This window comes from Parafrigoribacterium soli, assembly GCF_040227235.1.
In the GTDB taxonomy this organism is placed as follows: domain Bacteria; phylum Actinomycetota; class Actinomycetes; order Actinomycetales; family Microbacteriaceae; genus Parafrigoribacterium_A; species Parafrigoribacterium_A soli.
Genome location: NZ_JBELNZ010000001.1, coordinates 466,678 through 488,674 on the forward strand (window position 1 = coordinate 466,678; position 21,997 = coordinate 488,674).

A 21,997-nucleotide genomic window follows, 5' to 3' on the forward strand; every position below is an offset into this window, starting at 1 on the left:
GTCAGTCATCTTCGAGCCACGCGTCATGAGCAATGTCCTTGGGAAAATGGACCGCGAGCCAAGGAACAGAACTGTACTGATCACCAGGTGGCGGAGGTGGTGACGACAATTTCACCAATCGCAATTGAACAGTTACTTCGTTGGGACTGAAGACTGTGCGGTCGCCGGAGTAGATCACGTCTGACCCGCTCGCGCCGTTAGGCGTCATGCCGACGAATATGTTTCCTCTGAGGACCTCAAGGTCACGCCCCGGCCCCGTCGGAACTTTCATCTCGGACATAAAGACGACCGTCCCGGTCGCGTCGGGTCTCTTCGCTAAATAGCGGCCCAGCGCCATGTTTATCGCGGTCAATTGAAGCGAATCTTCCATCACGGGGAACTGCGCTTGTAGCAAGAATTCGATGACCGATCCTAGCGGGGCGTGCGTCCGCACCTCGTGCCGATACGCGCCTGTCCGCCTGTCAACAACGCCCGGGAGCACTGTGGCGTCTTGCAATTGTGTCTGCATCGACGCACGCAATGAGTTAAAAATTTGGCTGTTACGCGCGATTGCGCCAGCGTCTACATGCATCGACTTAGGCCAGGTCCAACCGGCGTTCAGCGGCAATCGCTTAACTCGCCGCCCAACTACGCCAGCGCGCGTCGGACGAGAAAGTTGGCGGTTCAAAATAAAGTCGCGCCTCCACGCGGTCATTGGACGACCCTCGTGCTCGAGGAGGCTTTTCCTTAGAAACTCCTCGTCTTCAACGTAATCCGCGAACGCGTTTATTGAGTCCCCAGTCATATACACGCGGCAATAGTCGATATAGCCCTCGCGATAGCCGAAGAATCTTCCACGCTGTTGAAGTACATCTGCATTAGCGCTTACGCGCCGCGGGATATACGTGACAGTTAACCCTTCAACCGTGAACCCGCGATCCAGCTTCAGCCCCCCAACGAGAACCCAGTATTCTGAAGACTTCCACTTGATCTTCTTCACTGCGTCGGCTGTCGAATTGATGACCACGACCTTAATCTCGTCGATTTTCTCCCCCGCCTCCATGAGCAACGCCTCGAGGCTGGGCAGATCTCCTACGGTTTTCCCCAATTCACCGTAGGCAACTTGGAATTCCTCGTGAATCTGCTCAACTGCGGATTGCTTCCCAGAGTTGAGTCCGTCGCTCCAAGATTTGAGCAGACTCTGCACCCATTTTGCATAGAGGGCATGCGGCGCAGTGTTCTGGTGTGCTTGTACCATCATCGAGCGGTTCGACAGACCATCGCTCCCAGCGCCAGCTGCGATTGCCAGCACGAAAACCTGCAATGCTTCTTGTAGTTTTGGGGGTGGTTCCGGGAACGGGTTGGCGGGGTCAAAAATCTCTGTGTCCGGCACCCGAACGATCAACTCGCTCCGGCGGTCAACGAAAAAAATACTTCCGCCGGCATACCCCTGTCCCGCGCTAATCACCTTCGTGAAAGAAGGGTTCAAGACGTCAGTCGTCGAGAGCAAGAGGTTCGCTTGTGGCGTTGCTGTGTATTGAAGATAGGAATGGAGGGGAAGCGCGCGACGTAGAGCGACAATCGACCCGTATGTACCGCTCTCATCCGCAGTGCCATGGAGCAAGTTTTGGCGCGCTTTGATGTTGAGCCCGGCTTGATCACTTTCGTCGTCGATTACGAGGACAGGAACCCCAGTTAACTTGAGCTCCTCGAATAGTTCCGCAGCGTCGCTTAATCGCTTCGCGTGCTTCAAGACAGTTACTAATACTGCCGGTTTGTCTTCCCTGGTTTTGCCTTGTCGATGACGGTCCCAGTTCACTAGTATCTTCCGAATCTCAGCGGCATCAGCCCCCTCCGACTCCGGATTGTCGAAGTGTCGCCAGTCTCGCTGGAGTTCGTCCAGTCCGAGATCCTTTTCGAGTCGGTCCTCAGACTGCCCTTTAAGATTGTTAGTCGTTCCAGCGAGCACGACGACGAGCCCGTAGCCATTGTCCCGGGCGAGAGACGCAACCGTGGTGAACGATAAGGTCTTACCGGATTGCACGTAGCCAACGACGAGGACCGCGTTGGCCCCGGTACTAGCCGTCGGAGCTACGCAATGCGAGAGAATATCGGTTGCTTCTTCGAGAACCTGATTGACCGCATCGGGCGACATGGCGTTCGGTCCAGCAGTCTTCTTTCCGATAAAGGCGGTCGTCCGCGAACCTATCGACGGGGTCCACTCGCCCGAAGGACCACTGAGCGGTCTCACGTTCACAGTCATCGCTGCTCCTCCTGCCCAGTAATGACCGCGAATGTATCGCGGAGGAGAACATTCAGGTCACGCAATATTTTGTATGACTTCGCAGCCACTTGCTTCCCGAGTGCCAATGAAAGCGCAACGGCACTTGCGAGTGCGATCATCAACTCGCTGTTCTCGTTAGAGGGGCCGAGAAACTTAGTGCTAAACGGGTGGCTCAAGTTGACTTTCGCTGAAACTCTAGTCCGGGGCTTGCCGTCAGGACCTTTTTCGTCCACGTTTGCACCAACTTCCAGCCAGTCGCCCTGGGGTGCGTCAACCGTCGCTTCAATCTCGATCAGCCAGTTCGCGGAGTCAATCTTGACTTCTATCTGGCGCTTTATCGTCCGCCCAGCGGCTTCGGAGACCTGGTCCGGAATCATCGAGTCGACTATTGGGACGAGCGCGTTGCCAAGAACTTCGACGAAATGAGCTTCCACGGCAGCCGCGACGTTGGTCGCCGCATTCTCAATTGGCGTAATGAGGTCCGCGGTTTTTGCGCGGTATCCTGATGCCTGGGCGAATAGATTCAGCGGCTCAGCACGAATCTGCAGTTCCAGCAGCGCTAGGAACTCCTCTTCTTCTTCTTCCCATCGGAAACCATCTTTGGTGTGGCTGACTTCAAACCCGTCGAGGGTGAGTTCGCCATAAAGTCTCTGATAGGTATATGTATTCGACCGTCCAAATATCTCTACTGGTCGGTAAGGCTCGTCATAACTTCCGAGAATGAGCCGACCTCGGCGAAGCAAAGCGAATCCCGCTTGCGAGGTCGATCCGACCGCGCGAATACCCGCAAATCCCACGACGGTCTGGCCGCCAGTAAGCGAGAACTCGATTGGCTTCCACCAGGATTCAACGACACCATCGGGTTCAGCAGCCCTCGGGGCGCTCAGTGGCTCGACTTCCGCGTATTGAAGCTGTTCGCCCCGAAAAGATAGCGTCATTCGCTCATCACGTATGTAGGTCCTGTAGATACTCGTGAGGTGGCTCTTAATCTTGTTGACGGTCTGGGTTTGTGGAATGTGATTCAGTCCATTGAGCTCAATCACTGTGTAGTGCGCATCTATGGGCGCCGATGCCTCGATAACATCGAGTTGTTCCGTGTGGTTTTGAGTAATGCTTGTGATATCGAACGTTACCGAACGTTCGACCCCTTCACCTGCCACTGAAGTGCGCACGCGCCATGTCTTTGCGAACCACGAGGCTGCGCTCTTCATCCCCATTCCGAATTCAGACAGCCCGTTCGTGTTGGGCGGCACATCCGCCGCCCGAAACGCCCGTGGAAAATCGGACAAGAGGATACCCGCAGCGTTGTCAGTAACCACTATTCGGCCGGCGCCCTCGGCTTCAAAGTCAATCGCTACCGCGAGAGGTATCCCTTGGACTGCAAGATTCGAGTCGAGATAGCTCTGAAGCGAATTGTCTACGAACTCCGCGAGCGCAAACCAGGGCTTGTAATTTAGGTGACGCAGCACCGAGAGGATATTCACCTCAGGCCGGATGTTTACTCGCAGCTCACCAGTCATGCCGCGTCAGCCTCAACTTCTTTGAGCCCGAGAGATACTGGCGCTTGTTCGCTACTCAAGAGAGCCGACGCTACCTGCTCGACTACACGAGCGTTAACCGCATTTCCGAGCGCCCTGTATGCGTCCGTTCGCCTGACTGGCAAGTCAATCGACTCTAGGCTCTGCAGCGCAGAGCACTCCCTTGGAGTCATGTAGCGCCGCTCCCACGCGATGATTGGTACCTGCGTGTCCGTCATCGCGACAAGGCTCGGCGCCGTTGTCGGACGCTTGACTCTGACCCCGGAGGCCCGCATCTGGACAACTAAATTCCAGACCGACTTCGTCTCACCTTTAGCGTTCCACTCAAACTTCTGGAAGCTTGATGGGAACGACACCACCTTTGGGAGCCACGGGTCTATCCACTTTTTATTCGCAGCATAGAATTCCCGATTTTGGCGAATGAAGTCGACTTTCCACTGTGGGAACTGCAGTTGGGGTCTGCGCGCGTGGCTTGGGAGGGCAGACATTTGTTCCTGAACTGTAAGCCCCTCCAGTCGCGCGCCATAGCTCCCCCTGTACTCCGCGAGACCCTCCCTGCCAAGTTCTTCAGTCAGAGCAAATGGTGTTTCATCTTCGAACGGATACGTGGCCCCAAATTCCATGGACCATATGGGGAATGAAGGAATTTGGAGGGCAGCGGGGCTACTTGTCAAAAAGTCGTCCCATACCTGCAAGCAGTCCAGCGCCTTCTGTGACAACTGCCGCGCATCGGTTGGGTTCTCCTCTAGCACTGAGCGCACATCAGTAGGTTGTTTTCCGTGTTTCGGCCATTGAAAAGCGTCGAGATTCGTCGATGAGCCGACGATGTAAACCCTGTCTCGAACCTGCGGAATGCCAAAGTGATGGGGAGAGAAACGATTGATTTGCACGTCGTACCCCAGATCCCGGAGTTCGGCTTCAATCCTCGCGATGGTTGCCCCGGACTTATGTTTCAGGATGTTCGGGACGTTCTCGAGAATGAAATAATGAGGGCGTTTCTCGCGGAGAATGTCCACGACGTGGAAGAACAACTGACCCTGTTCGGTGTGTTCAAATCCGAGTTGCTCCCCCGCTTTCGAAAATGGCTGGCATGGGAACCCCGCCGTGAGAACATCATGGTCAGGAATGGACTTCGGGTCGATCTTGCTTATGTCACCTTGAGGCCTAAGCGAAAAATTCTGCTCGTAGAGGTTTGCCAGACTGTCTACCCATTCTGCGGCGAACACCGCCTTGCCGCCCAGGCGGCTCAGCGCCACATGGAACCCGCCCAGGCCAGCGAACAGATCGATGAATTTAAACGAGTCACGAACCTCGGCAGTGCCACTCATGCGTACCTCACGTTTCAATGCAATTCTCAAGGAATGCCCTAATCCTCCCAGACAGTGCTGACTTCCTGCGCCGACGTGCTCGGTGATCCATTCGGAAATGATGGCACCACGCAGGAAAGGCCATTCACGCGGCTACGAACCAGCGTTCCGACGAAGCGCCTGAATCACTTCCGCACGCTCTGCGACGGTCGCTGAGTTGAATGACCGTAGGGCGAAGTAGAACGTCGATGACCCGGCGGGTGAGGTTTTGATCCAGTCGGTGTCCGGTGTCACAACCAGGCCGCGTCTTCACTGCTCAGCGCGCGACGAGCGCGTTTATCGCGCCGATGCCGGCGAGATGGCCGGACCCGACCGCGAGGTTGACCTGCATCGGGCCACCCGTTTGGTCGCCGGCAGCGAAGATGCCCGGCACGGTCGTCTGGCCGAAGCCGTCGAGGACGAGGGTGCCCTCCGCAGTCCGGTCGCAGCCGAGAGCGTCGGCGAGGCCGGCTCGCTGGGTCCAGGCCTGTTGCACGAACATCCGCTCGAAGGTCTCGGAACGACCATCGCGGTAGCGGACCAGAATGCCGTTGGCGACATCCTCGACACTCTCGAGGTCTGCGCTGGCTGACCAGCTCAGGTCATCGACCCAATTCGGCAGCAAGCCACCCATGTGGGCAAGCCAGTCCTCGTTGCCGACACCGAGCACGCGCATATTGCGCGACTCGTAGCCATCGCAGAACGGGCAATTCACAATCTTGCTCCCCCACAGCGCATCAACGCCCGGGATCTCCGACGGGATGAACTGCACGCCCTGTGCGAGCACGATCGTGCGCGCGGTCTGGTCCGAGTTCACGCGGAAACCGCCATCCGCCCGCTCGATGCTCTCGACCGTGGCACGCAGGAGGCTGAACGTCGGATACTCGCGCAACTGCTCTAGCGCGCCGGCATACAGAGCGGATGGCGCCTCGCCGTCGTGCAGAAACACCCCGCCAGAGTGCGTGGTGCGCAGGTTGTTCTGCTGGCCGGAGTCGAACAGCAGCACGGAGCGGCGGCCCCGCACGAGAACCATGGCGGCGGCGAGCCCGGCGGCTCCGCCGCCCACGATGATGGAGTCGTAATCAGTCATGCTTGCCAGTGTTGCCGCTGGGTGCCGGAACAGCAAGTGGGGTTGCTGGGTTGGCAAATCAGGGGTTTCGATACGCTCGCTGGCGCTCGCTACTCAACCCGCCTTGTTGGCAGAGGTTTCGATACGCTCGCTGGCGCTCGCTACTCAACCCGCCGAGTCGCTACTCAACCCGCCTACGGCGCCGGAGCGGGCTCCGTTACCTCGGCACCGAAGATCGCCACGAGCAGGGCGCTCACCCAGGAGATGAGGTCCGCGTCGGCCAGGGCCTCGCCGTTCACGCGCGGCATCGGCACCGCGACGGCCTTCGTCTGCTGGAAGTACCGCGCGCCCGGGTACATGCGCTGCAGCCGCACCTGCACTGAGTCCGCGAGCTCCGCGGTCGAGACTCGAAGGTTCGGGCCTGCGGAGACGACCTCTGACAGACCAACCTTCTGCGCCATCCGCCGAAGCTTCGAGACCTCGATGAGGCTCAGCACCTGCGCCGGCGGCTCGCCGTAGCGGTCGGTGAGCTCCTCGAGCACCTGGTCGATCTGGTCAGCGGATGCCGCGGGCGACGACGCGGTCGACAGCTTCTGGTATGCCTCGAGCCTCAATCGCTCGCTCTCCACGTAGTCCTCGGGGATGTGCGCGTCCACCGGCAACTCGAGCCGCAGCTCGGTCTGACCCTCGGCCACCTCGCCGCGGAACGTCGAGACGGCCTCCCCGATCATCCGCAGGTAGAGGTCGAAACCGACGCCCGCGATATGCCCGGACTGCTCACCACCGAGCAGGTTGCCCGCGCCGCGGATCTCGAGGTCCTTGAGCGCCACCTGCATTCCGGCGCCGAGCTCGTTGTTCGCGGCGATTGTGGCCAGGCGATCGTGAGCGACCTCACCGAGGGGCTTCTCCGCGTCGTAGAGGAAGTAGGCGTAGGCGCGCTCACGACCACGACCGACGCGACCGCGCAACTGGTGCAGCTGCGAGAGGCCGTATTTGTCGGCCCGGTCGATGATAAGCGTGTTCGCATTCGCGATGTCGAGCCCGGTCTCGATGATCGTGGTCGAGACGAGTACGTCGAACTTGCGCTCCCAGAAATCGACCATCACCTGTTCGAGCACGTGCTCCGGCAGCTGCCCGTGGGCGACGGCGATGCGCGCCTCCGGCACGAGTTCGGCGAGTTGTGCGGCGACCCGGTTGATCGACGACACGCGATTGTGCACGAAGAACACCTGGCCCTCGCGCAGGAGTTCTCGTCGAATCGCCGCAGCCACCTGGCGGTCGTGGTACGGGCCAACAAAGGTGAGGATCGGATGCCGATCCTCCGGCGGCGTCGCGAGCGTCGACATCTCGCGAATGCCCGTCACCGCCATCTCGAGCGTGCGCGGGATGGGCGTGGCCGACATCGCCAGGATGTCCACGTTGGTCTTCAGCTTCTTCAGCGCATCCTTGTGCTCGACGCCGAAGCGCTGCTCCTCGTCGATGATCACGAGCCCCAGATCCTTGATGACGATGTTGCCGGAGAGCAGCCTGTGGGTGCCGATGACGACATCCACCGAACCGTCGGCGAGGCCCTCGATCGTCTCCTTCGACTCCTTGTCGGTCTGGAACCGGCTGAGCGCGCGAAGGTGCACGGGGAACCCGGCGAAGCGCTCCTGGAACGTCTCCATGTGCTGCTTCACGAGCAACGTGGTCGGCACGAGCATCACCACCTGCTTGCCATCCTGCACCGCCTTGAACGCGGCGCGCACGGCGACCTCGGTCTTGCCGTAGCCGACGTCGCCGGAGATGAGGCGGTCCATCGGGATCGGCCGCTCCATATCGGCCTTCACCTCGTCGATCGTGGTGAGCTGGTCGGGCGTCTCGGCGAACGGGAACGCGTCTTCGAGTTCGTGCTGCCACGGGGTGTCCGGCGGGAAGGCGTGGCCCTTCGACGCCATGCGGGCCGAGTAGAGCTTGACGAGTTCGACAGCGATGTCGCGAACGGCCTTGCGCGCGCGACCCTTCGCCGCCGACCAGTCGCTGCCGCCCATCTTGCTGAGCGCGGGCGCTTCACCGCCGACGTAGCGGGTGAGCAGGTCGAGCTGGTCTGTGGGCACGTAGAGCTTGTCGCCCGGATACCCTCGCTTCGAGGGCGCGTATTCGATCAGCAGGAACTCGCGCTCGGTCTTCACCGGGTTTCGGCCGCCGCTCGAGACCTGGCGCTTCACCAGCTCGACGAACTTGCCGATGCCGTGCGTCTGGTGCACGACGAAATCGCCCGCCTTGAGCTGCAGCGGGTCCACCACGTTCTTGCGGCGCACCGCGAGCTTCTTGACCTGCCTCGCGTCGTAGCCGGCCGCGCGACCGTAGAACTCGCTCTCGCTCAGCACCGCCAACTTCAGTTCCGGTAGCTCGAAACCGTGTTCTACGGATGCCTTGAGCAGGTATGCGACGCCGGGTTCGGCATCCGTCGGCAATTCTTCGACCGCGCGGGCCGCATAGCCCTGATCGGCGAGCGCCTCTGCGGCGCGATCCACGAGACCGGTGCCCTGGGCGACGACCACGACGCTCCAGCCGTTCTTCAGCAGGTCGCCGACGTAGTCGATCGCGCCGTTCGCCTGACCCTGAAAGCTCGGAACGGTGCTGGCGTCGATGCGGATGTAGTGCTCGCCGTCGCGAAGTTCGCTCGTCGGCGAGGTCTCCACTAGCGAAGCCGCGCCACTGTCGAAGCTGCTGAAGGTCCACCACGAGCGCGAACCCGCGGCATCCCGCAGCCGCTCGAGAGTGAGGAAGTCGCCGGAGTCGAGGTCGATCGGCGCCTCGGCACCGACGGTGGCAGCGTTCCAGGCCGCGGCGAGGAACTCGCGGTTCGTCTCGACGAGACTGACGGCGCGGTTCGCCACGCGCTCCGGGGCGAGAACCGCGACAGCGGCATCCTCGGGCAGGTAGTGGGTGATCGGAACCAGGCGATCCACGAGGGCGGGTGCGAGCGACTCCATGCCGTCGACCGGAATGCCCTCGGCGATCTTCGCGAGCATCTGGGCGAGGCTCGGAAACTCGTGCTGCATCTCGCGGGCGCGCTGGCGCACATCCTCGCTCAGCAGCAGTTCGCGACTCGGCAGAAGCTCGATCTCTGCGATCGGATCGGCGAGCGAGCGCTGGTCGGCCACCGAGAACTGACGGATCTGCTCGACCTCGTCCCCGAAGAAGTCCACGCGCCACGGATGCTCGGCTGTCGCCGAGAACACGTCGAGGATGCCGCCGCGCACCGCGAACTCGCCGCGCCGCGTGACCATGTCGACGCGCGAATAGGCGAGATCGACGAGCCGGGCCGAGAGGCTGGCGAGGTTGTAGCCGCGGCCACCCGCGACGAGCGCGACCGGTTCGATGCTCGTGAGGTTGTCCGCCAGCGGTTGAAGTGTGGCGCGCACCGAGGCGACGATGATCACCGGATGCTTCGCCCGCTCATCCGGGCTGTTCTGCTGCCAGCGCTGCAGCCGGCGCAGCGCGCTGATGCGCTTGCCGACGGTCTCGGCGCTCGGGCTCAGTCGCTCGTGCGGGAGCGTCTCCCAGGCGGGGAACTCGATGATCTCGGCCGTGGGCGCGACGCTCGCGAGCGCCTCGCGCAGGGATTCGGAATCGCGGCCGGTGGCGACGACGGCGAGCAGCGCCGTGGGACCCTTGCGCGCGTTCAGCAGCCCCGCGATGAGTGGCGCACGCAGCCCGTCGACGAGCGAGAAGTCGGCACTGGCGGATGCGTAACCGAGGGCGTTCTTCAGCGTGCGGGCGCGCGAAAGCGCGGGAATTAAGCCCTCAAGTATCACCGGATGAGTCTACGCGAGCCCTCCGACAGCGCGCGGCGAGCGCAACCCAACAAGACAATCGCCGGGATGCCGTGCAGTTTCTCCTGTTGAAGGTGCCCCGCGCGCACATCCTCCTGTTGGAGCGACGTGGATCAGTCGGTGGGGGCGGTGTGCACGCGCAGCTGGGCCGCGGTGAGGCCCTCGCGAGCTATCTGCTCGACCGCGTCAGCGGCATCCGAGAGCAGGTTGGGGAGCACCTTGCGCTCCTCGGCGGTGAAGTCGCGCAGCACGAAGTCGGCGGCGGGCTGGCGCCCGGGCGGGCGTCCGATGCCGATGCGCACCCTCGTGAAATCGGCGGTGCCGGTGGCGGCGATGATGTCGCGCAGACCGTTGTGGCCGCCGTGACCGCCGCCGAACTTGAGCCGAAGGGTGTCGTAGGGAATGTCGAGCTCGTCGTGCAGCACGATGAGTCGCGAGGGGTCGAGCGAGAAGAACCGCAGCAGCCCCGCGACGGGACCACCGGAGAGGTTCATGAAACTGTTCGGCTTGGCCAGGATGAGCTTTGGGCCCTCGAGTCCGCTGCGCGCCTCGGCAACGGCCGCGCCAGCCTTGTGTGAACGAAAGCTCGCGGATGCGCGATCGGCGAGTTCCGCGAGCGCCATCTGCCCCACGTTGTGACGGTTGCCTGCGTAGTCGGGCCCGGGGTTACCGAGCCCGACCACGAGCCACTGTTGACTGTCCACGGGGGAAGAGGTGAAGTGTTACTCCGCCGCTGCCTCTTCGGCAGGAGCCTCGACTGCGGCCTCTTCGGTCTCCGGCGTCTCGCCGAGGTCCTGGGCCTGCGGCACGGCAATCGCCACGACGAGAGCCTCGGGGTCGGAGATGAGCGACGCGCCCTCGGGCAGCGTGACGTCCCTCGCGAGGATGTGGGTGCCGGCCTCGGCGCCCTCGACGCTCACCTCGACGCGCTCCGGAATGTTCGTGGCGGCGACCTCGAGGAGGAGGCGCTGGGTGTCGAGCTCTGCGGTGGTGCCCGAGACGGGCTCGCCGACGAGGTGAACCGAGACCTCGACCTGAACCTTCTCGCCCTTGCGCACGACGACGAGGTCGAGGTGCTCGATGATCTGGCGCACCGGGTCCTTCTGCACATCCTTGACGAGCGCCAGCTGCGACTTGCCCTGGATGTCGAGCTCGAGCACCTGGTTCGCCTTGCGGATGATGAGCGCGACCTCGTGGCCCGGCAGCGTCACGTGCTGGGGCTCGGTGCCGTGCCCGTAGATGACGGCGGGGATCTTGCCCGCGGCGCGGATCTTGCGAGCCGCACCCTTGCCGAAGGAATCGCGGACCTCGGTGACGAGGTGGTTGGTGCTGTTGTCAGCCATGGTTTTCTCCTGTCGGGGCCGAGGCCCACGTGTGTGTATTCAACTCGAACGCATCGGCAGTTCACAAAGCACTGCAGCGTGAGGAAGACGCGTGCCCATGGAAAGTGTTTCCCGACAGACCTGCCTGCTCCACCGCGTCGATCACGGGACTACCGAAAGGTAATCCCCTCGCCGAAGTTCAGGGGCCAAGCTTAGCCGAAGGCGGGCCCTTAGCCCAACGTCGCCTGAATCTCGTCGACGATCTGCTCCGGAGCCTGGTCGATCTGCACGGTGAAGCCGGGCTCTTCGGGCCCGAGCGGCTCGAGGGTCTCGATCTGCGAGTCGAGCAGGGCCGGCGGCATGTAGTGACCCTTGCGCCCGCGCAGGCGTTCCTGCAGCAGGTCGCGGGGACCGCTCAGGTCGACGAAGCGAGTGCGCGGCGCCTTCTCGAGGATGGCCAGGCGATAGGAGTGCTTGAGGGCGGAACAGGCGACGACGAGGCCCGTGCCATCGGCATCCTGCAGGGTCTCGCCCACCTTCGCGAGCCACGGCCAGCGGTCGTCGTCGTTCAGCGGATGCCCCGAGGCCATCTTCTCGACGTTGGCCTTCGGATGCAGGTCGTCGGCATCCACGTACGCCACGCCCAGGCGCTCGGCGAGCATCGCGCCGACGGTGCTCTTGCCGGAGCCCGCCACTCCCATGATCACGATGAGCGGCTGCTGAGGTGTCGACATGGCTACAAGGTTACTGGCATCACGCGACGCGGCCGGCTGCGCGCAGCTCTGCCCAGCCCGCGCCATCCGGATAGGTCCAGCGCTCCATCGACTCCTGCCGCATCTCGGCACTGTTACCAGGGTCGACGGGAGCGGCGTAGTTGCCGTTCACAAGCCGAGCGGGCGAGACGAAGTGCTCGTGCAGGTGCGCGATGTACTCGATCATGCGCCCCTCGAGCGAGCGCCCGACGACCGCATAGTCGAAGAACGAGAAGTGCTGCACGAGTTCGCAGAGCCCCGCGCCGCCGGTGTGCGGGCAGACCGGGATGCCGAACCTCGCCGCGAGCAGGAGGTTCACCACGTTCTCGCTCGGCCCGGCGACGCGGGTGGAGTCGATCTGCATCACGTCGATCGCCTCGGCCTGCAGCAGCTGCTTGAACACGATGCGGTTCTGCACCGCCTCACCCGTCGCGACCCTGGTCGGCGCAATGGCCCGGCGGATGCGGGCGTGACCGAGGATGTCGTCGGGGCTCGTCGGCTCCTCTACCCAGTACAGGTCGAATTCCTTGAGCTCGTTGATCCAGTCGATGGCCTCGTCGATCTCCCAGCGCTGGTTAGCGTCGATCGCGAGCCGGTAGTCGGGCCCGACGGCCTCGCGGGCGAGCCGCAGTCGCCGCTTGTCGTCGTCGAGGTTGCCTGCGACCTTCATCTTGATCATGTGGAACTTCAGATCGAGCGCCTCGCGGATGAGGCGCAGCATCTTCTCGTCGGTGTAGCCGAGCCAGCCTGGTCCGGTCGTGTACGCGGGGAAGCCGTTCGCCTCGAGTTCCGCGATGCGTTCCTCCTTGCCCTCCTGCCCGGCACGCAGGATCTCCAGCGCATCCTCGCGAGTGAGCGCATCCGTGATGTGACCGAAGTCGAGGGTCTCCACGAGCTCCTCCGGCGTCATCAGCGCGAGCAGCTTCCAGAGCGGGAGGCCGGCACGCTTCGCCTTGATGTCCCACAGCGCGTTGAGCACGGCGCCCGCCGCCATGTGGCTCACACCCTTCTCCGGCCCGATCCAGCGGAACTGGGAATCGTGCACGAGCAGGCGGGAGACCTCGCCGAGGTTGTCGAGCATCCACTCGACCGGCTTATCCGGCAGCAGCTTCGACACCGCCTCGATGGCGTAGCAGAGCACGTCGTTGCCGCGTCCTCCGGTGAAGACGAAGCCGTGTCCGCTCGGCCACGACGGGTCGTCGATCGTGATCGAGAGGTAGGCCGCGGAGTGATCCGGATCGACGTTGACGGCATCCGAACCATCCAGTTCGAGCGAGGTGGGAAAGCGCACGTCCTGCACGGTGATGCCGGAGATTCTGGGCATGGTAGTCATCCTTTCGATGGGCGGGATGCCGTCAGACGGCGCGCCCGTGTGAGTTGCGACACGACGGCGTCGCGGAAGGCTCCGGAGGAGGCGAGCTCCTCAGAGAAGATGTCGCGGATGCCAAACAGGCGATCGACGACCGCCTCCGGTTCCGATTCCAGGGCCCCGGGCGCGCCGACTGCCGCTGTCAGCCGCGCGGCCAGAGGGTCGTCGAGGGAGGGACCGCCGTCGGTCATGGTCGAGGCGATGAATAGCAGCCAGGCCGCGATGGTGAGCGCGAGCCCCTGTGGCACGGCACCCTCGGCTAGTCTCTCCTCTGCCGTGGCGAGCGTGCGGTTCGGCAGCTTCTGCGAGCCGTCCATCGCCACCTGCAGCGTCGTGTGCGCGAGCGCGGGATTCGCGAAGCGATCGAGCACCGAGTCCCGGTACTCCGCGAGATTGAGGCCAGGAAGGTCGTCGAGAGTGGGCAGTATGTCGTCGTTCAGCATCCGCAGCGCCCGCTCGCGAATCGCCTCATCTGCGACCGCCTGCGCGATGGTCTCGTACCCGCTCAGCTGACCGAGATAGGCCAGCAGCGAGTGCGTGGCGTTCAGAACGCGCAGCTTGGCGCGCTCGAAGGGCATGACGTCGGAGGTCATGGTGACGCCCGCGAGCTGCCAGGCCGGGCGCGAGTCGGCGAAGTCGTCTTCGATCACCCACTGGGAGAACGGCTCGGCCACCACGAGCGCCTCATCCTCGAGGCCGAGCATGGCGAACGCTTCGGCGTGGTCGGTGGCGGTGACGGCGGGGGTGATGCGATCGACCATGGATGACGGAAAGCTGACCGAGCTCTCGAGCCAGCGCGTGAAGCCCTCGACGTCGCAGGCGTCTGCGAAGGACGTGATCACGGTCTTCAGCACCTCACCGTTGTGCACGATGTTGTCGCAGGAGAGCACGGCGAAGGGCCTGCCGCCGCGCCGATAGCGCGCGGCGAGACCGCGCACCAACAGCCCGATCGCCGTCTTCGATGCGGTCGAGGGTTGCTCCGCGTGCAGTTCGGCCACGACCGTGTGAATGTCGTCGCGCACGCCCGGCAACTCGAGATCGACCGTGCCTGCCGCGCTGCGCAGATAACCCTTCTCGGTAATCGTGAGCGTGGCGAGGTGCGTGTGCTCGCTCGCCATGACCTCGACGACGCGCGCGGAGTCCGCACCCGGCGAAGCGACCTCCCGAATCGCGCCGACGATGCGCAGCGAACTGGCGGCGCCATCCTTCTGCAGCACGCCGTATAGGCAGTCCTGCGGTCGCAACTGCCGCACGACCGCATCGCTTCGACCCGTGACGCCGAGGATGCCCCATCCGCTTTCGCCCCTCGCGGCCGCGGCATCCTCGGTGAAGACCGCCTGGTGGCTGCGGTGGAAGGCGCCGACACCGAAGTGCACGATGCCGATCGAGACCTCTCTCGGATCGAGCGTCGGCACGGTGAATGCGCCGGCGCGCGCCGATGGCAGAGTCGCCAGCGAGAGCCGTTCTGATGACACTTGCACTCCAGAGTTGCGAGTCGACGAGGGTGGGTTACCGGTGCAGCTACTCGTCGTCGCGCGATTCCCTCACCTGGGCCACGAGCTGCGTCGGATTGATGAAGCGCAGCGCGATGATCAGGATCACGAGCATCATCGCCGTGTACACCACGCCCATCGCAGAGATGAGCTGCCTCGATTCTCCGCCACCAGCCGCGGTCATCGCCCGATAGATCGACACCACGAGCGTGTCGGACTGCGGTCCGGAGACGAGGAAGGTGAGATCGAACATCCCGACGGTGCGCACGAGCACGAGGATCCCTGCGGCGAGGATGCCCGGCACCAGCAGCGGGGCGAGGATGCGGGCAAAGATCTGGCGCATGTTCGCGCCCGACATTCTGGCCGCATTCTCGATCGCCGGATTGATCTGCTCGATGAACGGCGTCATCGTGATGATCACGAACGGGATCGACGGAACAAGGTTCACCAGGATGACCGCGGTGAGCGTGCGCCCAAGGCCGAAGTTGTACATCACGGTCGCGAGCGGGATGCCGAAGGTGATCGGGGGGATGAGGATCGGCAGCAGAAAGAGCACCATCACGAGCCGCTTGAGCGGGAAGTTGCGCCTCGCGAGCACGTAAGCCGCGGGCACCCCGACGAGGATCGAGACGACCACGACCGTGAACGCGACGACGAGCGTCACCACGATGATGTGGGTCAGGTCGAAGCGCGTCCACGCCTCCTGATACCATCCGACGGTGAAGTGCTCCGGCAGCCAGGTGGTGAACCACGGCTTGCCGAGCGAGTCGACGAGCACGCTCAGGATGATCCCGAACAGGAACACGAAGAAGGCGACGATTCCCGCCCACACGAACCAGGTGCCGGGCGATGCGGCGAGCGACTTCTCCCCCGGCAGCCGGTTGGGCTTGCCGCGCTTCTGGCCCTTCGGCTCCTTGGCGAACACGCGTTCCGCACCCAGGGCGGCGGATTCGGTCGATTCGACGATCGTTGAGTCGGCCATCAGCCCTTCCCTCCGGTAGACCCCTTATAGAGGAATGAACGCCCGAGCAGCACAAAGGCGATGATGACGAGTTCGGCGACGCCCATCATGACGGCGATCGTCGAGGCCATGCTGTAGTTCTGCTGCTCGCCGAATGCGCGATAGGCCATGAGCGCCATCACGCGGGTGGCGTCGCCGGGGTCACCGACGAGCCTCGCCGACGGGAACACGCTGAACGCGAGCACGAAGGTGAGGATGAACGTGGTCGCGAGCCCGGGCGCCAGCAGCGGCAGGGTCACCCGCGCGAAGCGCTGCTTCCAGTTCGCGCCGAGCGTGCGGGCCGCCGCCTCGAGCGATGGATCGATGCCCGACAGATAGGAGGAGATGAGCAGGTAGGCGAACGGGAACCCGGAGATGACAAGCGAGAACATCACGCCGAGATAGTTGTTCACGAGCTGCAGCGGTTCGTGGATGATGCCGGTGTCCATCAGGATGCGGTTGAGCCAGCCCTGCCTGCCCGCGAAGATCAAGAGACCCTGGGCCGTGAGCACCGTGCCGAGCGTGATCGGCAGCACGAGCAGCGTGGAGAGGAATCGCTTTCCTCGGAACTTGCCGCGCAGCTTGAACGCGATCGGGATCGACACGAGCACATTGATGAGCGCCGCCGGGATCGCGAGCCTCATGGTGATCCACACCGAGTCGAACACGAAAGGGTCTTTGAAGAACGCGACGTAGTTGGCGAAGATGCCGCCGCCCCACTGCTTCTCGATGCCGGGCAGTGGCTGCACGGTCAGTCCGATGCCGTAGACGAACGGATAGACGAAGAGCGCGAGCGCGAAGACCACGGCGGGCACGAGCATCCACAGCTGGCTGTCGATGCCGCGCTCGGCGAGCCGGTGACGCAGGCTCGCCGAACTGCGACGGCGCGGAAGCGTGTTCGCTCCGGTGCTCACGGCGCCACCCGCGCGGGCTCGGCGACCGCCGCCTGTGGCGACGAGACCTTCTCACGATCGAGGTTCGCTTGGTAGATCAGTGCCCTCGCGGGGTCGACCCTCAGGATGACGCGGTCGCCCACGTGCGGAGCCTGCTCCGCGTGCACGAAGAGATTCTGCCCCGTTGAGGTGGTGACGCCGACCGCGAACTCGCGGCCCTGGTACTCGACCACGTTGACGAGGGCTTCGAAGGTGTTCTGCCCGGCGGTCCCGTCCGCCACGACGAGAAGGTCGTGTGGGCGGATGGCCACGCGAACGCTGTCGCCGACCGTGACGTCGTGCACGGCGCTGCCGACGAGCGAGACGCCGTGACCGGAGACCTGCGCCTGGTTGCCTGCGACGGAGTCGACCTCGAGGTCGAGCAGGTTGCGGTAGCCCATGAAGTCGGCGACGTGCCAGTTCGCGGGGTTGTTGTGCAGTTCCTCGGGGGTGCCGATCTGCTGCACTCGACCGTCGCGCAGCACTACGAGGCGGTCCGCCAGAGACAGCGCCTCCTCCTGGTCGTGCGTGACGTAGACCGTGGTGAGGCCGAGGGCCTGATGCAGCCTGCGGATTTCGGTGCGCATCTCGAGCCGCAGCTTCGCGTCGAGGTTGGAGAGCGGCTCGTCCATGAGTACGAGCCTCGGCTCCAGCACCGTGGCGCGGGCGATCGCGACGCGCTGTTGCTGGCCGCCGGAGAGTTGGCCAGGGAGCTTCTTGGCGTGCTCCTCGAGCTTGACGAGTGCGATGGCCTCGGCGACGCGCCTCGTGACCTCGGCGCGCGGAACCCCGCGCACCTGCAGCCCGAAGGCGATGTTCTTCTGCACCGAGAGGTGCGGGAACAGCGCGTAGTTCTGGAAAACCATTCCGAAGTCGCGCTTCTCGGGTGGCAGGGTGTCGACGCGCTTGCCGTCGATCATGATCTTTCCGTGGGTGAGCGGGAGAAGGCCGGCGAGGCAGTTGAGCGCCGTCGACTTTCCCGAACCTGACGGTCCGAGCAGGGCGATGAACTCGCCCGCCCGGATCGTCAGGTTGAGGTCGACCAACGCATCGTGACCGCCAAAACTGCGTCCGACATCCTTCAGCTCAAGGGAGTCAAAAGCGCTAGTCGAGTGGGACATTTACTTTGCCACGTACTTTCCGGCACCGATCTCGCGGTCCCACTTGTCGAACGCCTTCACCAGGTTGTCTGGTGTGAGCGGGGTTGCCTTCGGCATCTTCTCGATCAGCGGATCGAACCAGTCGCGACCGTACTTGGCGATGACCTCCTGGCTGGCCTTCGGCGCCTTGGCGAGCGTCGCGCCCTTGACCGAAGGACCGGGGTAGAAGTAGCCGGAGTCGTACGCCATGGCGTTGATCTTCGGTGTGAGCATGTACTGCAGCAGCAGCAGGGTTGCGGAGAGCTTGTCTGCCGACTGGCCCTTCGGAACCACCGCGTAGTGCGCATCCGTCACCCAGGTGAACTTCTTGAACGCTGCGGCCTTGATCGTGTTCGGTTCCTGCTCGAGCGCGCGCGGGTTGATGTCCCAACCGGTGGTGGTCGGGATCAGTCCCCACGAGCCGTCGGCCACATTGGTGATGACCTGACCGGTGCCCGTCGGGTAGTTGTCGACGTACTGGCCGAGGTCCTTCAGGTAGGCCCAGGTCTTGTCCCAGCCGTTGATCGGGTCACTCGGGTCCTTGTCGCCGAGGATGTACGGCAGGCCCATGAGGAAGGTGCGGCCGGGTCCGGAGTTTGCCGGACGCGCGTAGCCGAACTTGCCGGGGTGCGCCTTGGCCCAGGCGAGGAGGCTCGCCGCGTCGGTCGGAACGTCCTTCACCATGTCGGGGTTGTACTGCAGCAGCGGTCCGGAGGGGTAGTACGTCGTGACGACACCGTATCCATCGGCGAGGTCCTGCATCTTCTGCGCCGGGTCGATGTAGTTCTTCATGTTAGACAGGCGGTCGCCATACTTCTTGACGAGCGGAACCCACAGGTTCTGACCGATTCCGGCGGAGAGTCCGTCTGTACCGGTCATGACGAGGTCGACGGTGATGTTGCCGCTGTCGACCTGCGGCTTGATGTTGCCGACGAGGTCCGGTGCACCGGCGCTCTCCCACGTGACAGAGGAAATGATGTCGGGGTGGTCCTTCACGTACTGGTCAACCATCGGCCCGGTGAGCTTCTGGTTTCCCGCAACGTCAAGGATGTGCAGGGCGACGGGCGCTGATGGCTTTGCCGGTACGTCACTGGCCTTGTTGGCCGGCTTTGCTGGTGCTGAGTTTGGTGCTGTGCATCCTGTGATCGCGAGTGCGAGCACGGCGACGGCAGAGACCACAGCGGTCTTCGTACTTAATCGCATGTCGTGTTCCTTTCTCTCGGTTCGACTGAACATCAACGTCCAGAAGCTTTCTCGTTCACGGCGAGAGCCGCTTCCCCCTGTGAGTTCCCCACGACTCCGGATGACTGCCTCACGACGAGCTCCGTGGGGAGCTGGACAGGGGCCGAGCTCGGCGCGCCGTCCCCATCGAGGATGTCGAGAAGCGCATCCACGCTCATCCGACCCATCTGCACCCGTGGCAGGTCGACGGTGGTGAGGTTCGGCCAGACAAAAGTGGACACGGCGACGTTGTCGAAGCCCGTGACGCTCATGTCGTAGGGCGCGGAGAGTCCACGCTGCCGAAGTCGGTCGATCAGCCCGAGCGCCATGATGTCGTTGTACGCGACTACCGCCGTGGCGCCGCTCGCGATGGCCAGGTCACCCGCGTGCACGCCGCCGGAGAAGAAGGGGGCGAAGTTGCCGAGCTCGATGAGGTCGAGCTCGATGCCGTTCGCTTCGAACTCGCGGAATGCCGTCGCGCGCTCGTTGCTCGACCAGGAGCGCAGCGGGCCTGCAGCGTACGCGATGGAGCGGTGCCCGAGGGCGATGAGGTGACTCATCACCAGGCGCAGCCCGCCGCCGTTGTCAAAGGTGATCGACGGGATCGTGCTCAGCGCGCGGTTGGCGAGAACGAGCGGCGTCTCCTTGGCGAGCTCGGCGATCTCCTCGTCCGTTGCTCGCGATGAGCAGAGGATGACGCCATCGACCTGCTTGGTGAGGCTGCGCACGACCTCGGTCTCGACTGTCGGATCCTCGTCGGTGTCCGCGACGAACACGGCATAGCCCGCGGCCCTGGCCCTGGCCTGCACTCCCTTGCAGACGGAGCCGAAGAACGGGTTCTCGAGGTCGGGCACCACGAGGCCGAAGCTGTGCTTCCTGCCGGTGATGAGCGAGCGCGCGTTGTTGTTGACGCGGTAGCCCATGCGATCGGCGGTGGCCTGAACGTGGAGTCTCGTCGCCGCTGCGACCTGATCGGGCGATGCGAGAGCGCGCGACACCGTCGAGATCGAAACACCGGCCTCGCGAGCGACGTCGCGGATCGTTACAGCCATGCTCACACCACCTCGTGCGGAATCGGACGGCACACCCGTGCCTCGTGTAGGACATTCTGCAAACCTTTTCAGTGTTTCGTCAAGTGGCAATCCAGGATCGTTGCGAGATCGCCCCATCCGGCCGAAGAACGACGTGACTTTCCCTTTATTCAGGGGTTATAGTTGCGTCCGAGCGGCACATCGTTTTCGGGAACGGACTGAAACACTGCTCAAACTTGTTTCAATGAGGAGGCGATTGTGGCCACACGACCCTGGGTGCTGCACCCGGATCGAGCACTGCCGGCGGAGACGACTCAGCTCACCATCGCTCGCGAGGTGTACGCCGCGACGGCAGCGCTGCCGCTCGTCTCCATGCACGGACACATCGAGATCGATGCGATCCTGAACAACGAATCCTTCGGAGATCCGGCCGAACTCTTCGTCATCCCCGACCACTACCTCACCCGCATGCTCGTGTCGCAGGGCATCCCCGCCGAGCAACTCGGTGCGCCCTCCCTCGACCCCGAACTGCGGGTCGAAACCGACCACAGGCTCATCTGGCGCACGGTCTGCGAGAACTGGAAGCTGTTCCGCGGCACCCCGAGCAGGTACTGGCTCGAGCACGAGCTCGTCGAGGTGTTCGGGGCGACCGTCGAACCGTCCGCCGAAACGGCAGACGAACTGTACGACCACCTTCTGGAGACGCTCGCGAGGCCCGAGTTCCACATCCGCCCTCTCTTCGACCGCTTCAACATCGAGATCCTCAGCACGACCGACGCCCCGGATGCCGACCTCGCCTCCCACGCGAAGCTCGCGGCAGAGGGCTGGGGCAACCGAGTCGTGCCGACGTTCAGGCCCGATGCGATGTTCTACCCCGACCGCGCCGGCTGGGCGGACGACCTTCGCGGGCTCTCCGCAGCGAGCGGCATCGAGGTCGACGACTACGCGAGCTTCCTCGAGGCGCTTCGTCAGCGCCGCGCGGCCTTCGCGGCGGCCGGAGCGCGCGCGAGCGACCACGGCCACCTCTTGGCCGACACGACTCCGCTGCCCGCCGCCGAGGCCCAGCGCATCTTCGACGCGGCATTGCACGGTCCGCTCGACGCGGCCACGGCATCAGCATTCGCCGCCAACATGCTGTTCGAGACGGCGAGGATGTCGCTCGACGACGGGCTGGTTATGCAGCTGCACCCTGGCGTGTTGCGCGACCACTCCTCCACCGCGCTCGACCGCTACGGACACAACGTCGGTTTCGACATCCCCGTGCGCATCGAATTCACCCGGGCCCTCAAGCCGCTGCTCGATGCCTTCGGGCACGACCCGCGATTTCGCATGGTGCTGTTCACCGTCGACGAGACGAGCTACTCGAGGGAGCTGGCTCCGATCGCGGGCGCGTACCCCTCGGTGCGGCTGGGCGCCCCGTGGTGGTTCCTCGATTCGCCGGCGGGCATGGCGCGGTTCAGGGAACTGACCACCGAGACCGCCGGCTTCTACAACACGAGCGGCTTCGTCGACGACACCCGCGCGTTCGCCTCCATCCCGGCGAGGCACGACCTGGCCAGGCGCATCGATGCGGGCTTCCTCGCGAAACTCGTCGCGGAGCACCGGCTCGGCCTCGACGAGGCCATCGAGACTGCGATCGACCTCAGCTACACCCTGCCGCTGCAGACCTACGCACCGCGCGGTCGCTGACCAACTAAAGGA

Annotated in this window: 16 protein-coding genes; 1 reads left to right on the plus strand and 15 read right to left on the minus strand. The window is 63.7% G+C overall.

The window, feature by feature from the left end:
- Position 1: 1 nt before the first annotated feature.
- From ABUA37_RS02270 to ABUA37_RS02340, 15 genes are all read right to left on the minus strand, one after another.
- Positions 2-2,242, minus strand: coding sequence for a Z1 domain-containing protein (locus tag ABUA37_RS02270; RefSeq protein WP_349897488.1), 2,241 nt, complete (start codon positions 2,240-2,242; stop codon positions 2-4).
- Positions 2,239-3,783: an ATP-binding protein gene (locus ABUA37_RS02275; RefSeq protein ID WP_349897490.1), complete on the minus strand. Its 1,545-nt coding sequence runs from the start codon at positions 3,781-3,783 to the stop codon at positions 2,239-2,241. The genes ABUA37_RS02270 and ABUA37_RS02275 overlap by 4 nt, the downstream gene beginning before the upstream one ends.
- Positions 3,780-5,129 (minus strand): DNA (cytosine-5-)-methyltransferase, encoded by a 1,350-nt coding sequence (dcm, locus tag ABUA37_RS02280; protein ID WP_349897491.1) that lies wholly within the window; start codon positions 5,127-5,129, stop codon positions 3,780-3,782. The genes ABUA37_RS02275 and dcm overlap by 4 nt, the downstream gene beginning before the upstream one ends.
- Before the next feature lie 295 nt (positions 5,130-5,424).
- A complete protein-coding gene (locus ABUA37_RS02285; RefSeq protein WP_349897492.1) occupies positions 5,425-6,237 on the minus strand; it encodes an NAD(P)/FAD-dependent oxidoreductase in 813 nt (270 codons plus the stop codon).
- Positions 6,238-6,410: 173 nt separating this feature from the next.
- A complete protein-coding gene (mfd, locus tag ABUA37_RS02290) occupies positions 6,411-10,019 on the minus strand; it encodes a transcription-repair coupling factor (RefSeq protein WP_349897493.1) in 3,609 nt (1,202 codons plus the stop codon).
- Positions 10,020-10,150: 131 nt separating this feature from the next.
- On the minus strand, positions 10,151-10,741 hold the full coding sequence (pth, locus tag ABUA37_RS02295) for an aminoacyl-tRNA hydrolase (protein ID WP_349897494.1): 591 nt from the start codon (positions 10,739-10,741) through the stop codon (positions 10,151-10,153).
- 18 nt (positions 10,742-10,759) lie between these two features.
- Complete coding sequence (locus tag ABUA37_RS02300; protein ID WP_349897495.1) at positions 10,760-11,380, minus strand: 50S ribosomal protein L25/general stress protein Ctc; 621 nt, start codon at positions 11,378-11,380, stop codon at positions 10,760-10,762.
- A gap of 209 nt (positions 11,381-11,589) precedes the next feature.
- A complete protein-coding gene (locus tag ABUA37_RS02305) occupies positions 11,590-12,093 on the minus strand; it encodes a gluconokinase (RefSeq protein ID WP_349897496.1) in 504 nt (167 codons plus the stop codon).
- 19 nt (positions 12,094-12,112) lie between these two features.
- Positions 12,113-13,435 carry an enolase C-terminal domain-like protein gene (locus ABUA37_RS02310; RefSeq protein ID WP_349897497.1) on the minus strand — a complete coding sequence of 441 codons (1,323 nt, stop codon included), beginning with the start codon at positions 13,433-13,435 and terminating at the stop codon, positions 12,113-12,115.
- Positions 13,436-13,440: 5 nt separating this feature from the next.
- Positions 13,441-14,955 carry a mannitol dehydrogenase family protein gene (locus ABUA37_RS02315; RefSeq protein ID WP_349897498.1) on the minus strand — a complete coding sequence of 505 codons (1,515 nt, stop codon included), beginning with the start codon at positions 14,953-14,955 and terminating at the stop codon, positions 13,441-13,443.
- A 46-nt stretch (positions 14,956-15,001) separates the two neighbouring features.
- Positions 15,002-15,955, minus strand: coding sequence for an ABC transporter permease (locus ABUA37_RS02320; protein ID WP_349897499.1), 954 nt, complete (start codon positions 15,953-15,955; stop codon positions 15,002-15,004).
- Positions 15,955-16,887: an ABC transporter permease gene (locus ABUA37_RS02325; protein WP_349897500.1), complete on the minus strand. Its 933-nt coding sequence runs from the start codon at positions 16,885-16,887 to the stop codon at positions 15,955-15,957. Before ABUA37_RS02325 ends, ABUA37_RS02320 begins: the two co-directional genes overlap by 1 nt.
- Entirely contained in the window at positions 16,884-18,026 is a 1,143-nt protein-coding gene (locus tag ABUA37_RS02330; RefSeq protein WP_349897501.1) for an ABC transporter ATP-binding protein, read from the minus strand. The genes ABUA37_RS02325 and ABUA37_RS02330 overlap by 4 nt, the downstream gene beginning before the upstream one ends.
- Positions 18,027-19,247, minus strand: a complete 1,221-nt coding sequence (locus ABUA37_RS02335; protein ID WP_349897502.1) for an extracellular solute-binding protein — start codon at positions 19,245-19,247, stop codon at positions 18,027-18,029.
- 32 nt (positions 19,248-19,279) lie between these two features.
- Entirely contained in the window at positions 19,280-20,317 is a 1,038-nt protein-coding gene (locus ABUA37_RS02340; RefSeq protein ID WP_349897503.1) for a LacI family DNA-binding transcriptional regulator, read from the minus strand.
- A 237-nt stretch (positions 20,318-20,554) separates the two neighbouring features.
- Here ABUA37_RS02340 and uxaC point away from each other — a divergent pair, with 237 nt between their 5' ends.
- A complete protein-coding gene (gene uxaC, locus ABUA37_RS02345) occupies positions 20,555-21,985 on the plus strand; it encodes a glucuronate isomerase (protein ID WP_349897504.1) in 1,431 nt (476 codons plus the stop codon).
- Positions 21,986-21,997 lie beyond the last annotated feature (12 nt).